Genomic DNA, 3,035 nt, shown 5'->3' with positions numbered 1-3,035 from the left:
AGTCCGGGCATGACGAGAGAGGAGTGCTCTAGGCTTCAGCGCTTGGGCGGCCCGGTCTCGGCCACTTCCGCCCCGTTCTCGCGCCCGAACAGCTTGAACGCGCGCATCACCGCCCAGACCGGGAAGACGATCACCGCGCCCAGCAAGAAGTAGCGGAAGCCCTTCTCGATCGCCGCGAAGCCCATGTCGTAGAGGCGCTGGGCGAGATCGCGCAGGTTCTGGATGATGTCGTAGGGGCTGAAGCCGAGGGCCGCCAGGACCACGCCAACGATCAAGGATAGGATGGCGAGCCGGGCAAGCACGAGCGCCGGATTGCCGCCAAAAAACCGTTCCATCTGTCCGTTCCCTCTGAATCGTGGGCGTTTCGGTCGAATCTGTACCACAGTTGGGGCGCAAAGCCGCGAAGATCAAGAAGGAGGAGGCCCGCGTGAGCGCGCGAAAGGGCTTGGCAAAACACACGAGCGAAGCCGACGAGCCCGCCGCGCGGCTGCCCAAGCCCTTCGCCGGCTGGTTCGCCTCCCGGGGCTGGCGCCCGCGCTCCCATCAGCTTGCGCTGCTCTATACGGTCGCCGAAGGCGCGACACGCTGCTGATCGCACCTACCGGCGGCGGCAAGACCCTGGCCGGCTTCCTGCCGAGCCTGATCGATCTTGCCGCGCGGCCGCCGAGCAAAATGCCGGCGCGAAGCGTCCACACACTCTATGTTTCGCCGCTCAAAGCGCTCGCCACCGACATCGCGCGCAACCTCGCCACGCCCGTGGCGGAGATGGGGCTACCCATTCGGCTCGAGACCCGGACCGGCGACACGCCGCAATCGCGCCGCGCGCGCCAGCGCGTGCTGCCGCCCGACATCTTGCTGACCACGCCCGAGCAGATCGCGCTGATGCTCTCCCACAAAAGCGCCGCGGAACTGTTCGGCGGACTCAAATGCGTGATCCTCGATGAGCTGCACGCGCTCGCCACCAGCAAGCGCGGCGATCTGTTGTCGCTCGATCTGGCGCGGCTGCGCACGCTCGCCCCCGAACTCACGGCCATCGGTCTGTCGGCCACCGTGGCGCGGCCGTCCGAGCTTGCCGCCTTCCTCGTTCCTCACAAAGGAAAGACGGCCACAAGGCTGGCGGAGATCGTTACGGGCGAAGGCGCCGCCAAGGCCGACATCGCCATCCTCAAATCCGACGCCGATCTCCCCTGGGCCGGCCATTCGGCGCGCTACGCGTTGCCGGAAATGTACGAAGCGATCAAGGCGCACACCATGTCGCTGATGTTCGTCAACACGCGCTCGCAAGCCGAGATGCTGTTTCACGAACTGTGGCGCTGCAACGACGACAACCTGCCCATCGCGCTCCACCACGGCTCCCTCGACGTGGGGCAGCGCCGCAAGGTCGAAGCGGCCATGGTCGCGGGCAAGCTCCGCGCCGTGGTCTGCACCTCAACACTCGATCTCGGCATCGACTGGGGCGCTGTCGATCTCGTCATCAATGTCGGCGCGCCGAAAGGCGCAAGCCGTCTCGCCCAGCGTATCGGCCGCGCCAATCACCGTCTGGACGAGCCGAGCAAGGCGCTGCTGGTGCCCGCCAATCGCTTCGAGGTGATGGAGTGTCAGGCGGCGCTCGAAGCGGCGGAAGAGGGGGCGCAAGACACCCCGCCCACGCGCCGCGGCGCGCTCGACGTGCTCGCCCAGCACATTCTCGGCGTAGCATGCGCGGAGCCTTCGATACGGACCGGCTCTATCGGGAGGTAACCAGCGCCTCGCCCTATCAGGGGCTTACCCGCGAGGGGTTCGATCACGTGCTCGCCTTCGTCGCCACCGGCGGCTACGCGCTCGCCAACTATGAGCGCTACGCCAAGCTGAAACAGACCAAGGAGGGCGAATACCGCGTCGCCCATCCCCGCATTGCGCAGCATACCGGCTCAATGTCGGCACCATCGTCGAGGCGCCGATGCTGCGCGTGCGGCTCGCGCGCGGCGCCCTCAAGAAATCGGGCGCGGTCGCCGGCGGTCGCGTGCTTGGCGAGGTGGAGGAGTATTTCATCGAGCAGCTCACCCCTGGCGATACCTTCGTCTTCGCCGGCGAGGTGCTGCGCTTCGAGGGCTTACGCGAGATGGACGCCATCGTCACCCGGGCCCATGCCGCCGATCCCAAGGTGCCGGCCTATGAAGGCGGCAAGTTCCCGCTCTCGACCTATCTCGCGGACCGCGTGCGCCGGATGCTGGCCGAGCGCGGCGCTTGGGCGAAGCTGCCGGACCAGGTTTCCGACTGGCTCAGGCTGCAAGCCGATTTTTCGGTGGTTCCTTCCGCCGAGGAGATGCTGATCGAGACGTTTCCGCGCGGGCAGCGCCACTACCTCGTCTGCTACCCCTTCGAAGGGCGTCTTGCCCATCAAAGCCTCGGCATGCTGCTGCGCGGCGGCTGGAGCGGGCAGGGGCCGCGCCGACCGGCTTCGTCGCCAACGAGTACGCGCTCGCAATCTGGGGGCTCAACGACATGAGCGCGATGATCCGCGAGGGCAGCCTCGACCTCGCGCAGCTTTTCGACGAGGACATGCTGGGCGACGATCTCGACGCGTGGCTCGCGGAGTCGAACCTGATGAAGCGCTCGTTCCGCGTCTGCGCCATCATCTCAGGGCTGATCGAGCGGCGTCATCCCGGGCAGGAAAAGACGGGTCGGCAGATGACCGTCTCGTCCGATCTCATCTACGACGTTCTGCGCCAGCATGAGCCGGACCACGTCCTGCTGAAAGCCGCCTTCGCCGACGCGGCCGCGGGGCTCATCGATCTCGGCCGCTTGGGGCAATTCCTCAAGCGGATCGGCGGTCGAATCAGGCATAGTGAACTCAGTCACGTTTCGCCGCTTGCCGTGCCGGTCATGCTCGAAATCGGCCGCGAGAGTGTTCCGAGTGACGTTGGCGACGCCTTGTTGCGTGAGACCGCTGAAGAACTCATCGCGGAGGCCTGGGGGAACATGCTGCGCGCTAGGCTCGATCTCATGCCGGAAACGGCGCCCACGCTTCGCTCACATCTTTCCGTGGGCCGCCT

Annotated in this window: 1 protein-coding gene and 1 pseudogene; one reads left to right on the top strand and one right to left on the bottom strand. The window is 66.6% G+C overall.

Features of this window, described 5'->3' with window-relative positions:
- Positions 1-35: 35 nt before the first annotated feature.
- Positions 36-335, bottom strand: coding sequence for a DUF6460 domain-containing protein (locus AUC71_RS11350; RefSeq protein ID WP_069624356.1), 300 nt, complete (start codon positions 333-335; stop codon positions 36-38).
- Positions 336-445: 110 nt separating this feature from the next.
- Here AUC71_RS11350 and AUC71_RS22960 point away from each other — a divergent pair.
- A pseudogene (locus AUC71_RS22960) lies at positions 446-3,035 on the top strand (ligase-associated DNA damage response DEXH box helicase); the annotation flags it as partial.

Origin of the sequence: Methyloceanibacter marginalis, from assembly GCF_001723295.1 — a bacterium.
In the GTDB taxonomy this organism is placed as follows: domain Bacteria; phylum Pseudomonadota; class Alphaproteobacteria; order Rhizobiales; family Methyloligellaceae; genus Methyloceanibacter; species Methyloceanibacter marginalis.
The sequence above is the reverse complement of the archived record's forward strand: the minus strand, read 5'-3'. Positions and strand labels throughout refer to the sequence as shown.

Bases quoted from the DNA above. Each gene is read 5' to 3' on its own strand.
- AUC71_RS11350 (WP_069624356.1), bottom strand. From the start codon at position 335: ATGGAACGGTTTTTTGGCGGCAATCCGGCGCTCGTGCTTGCCCGGCTC.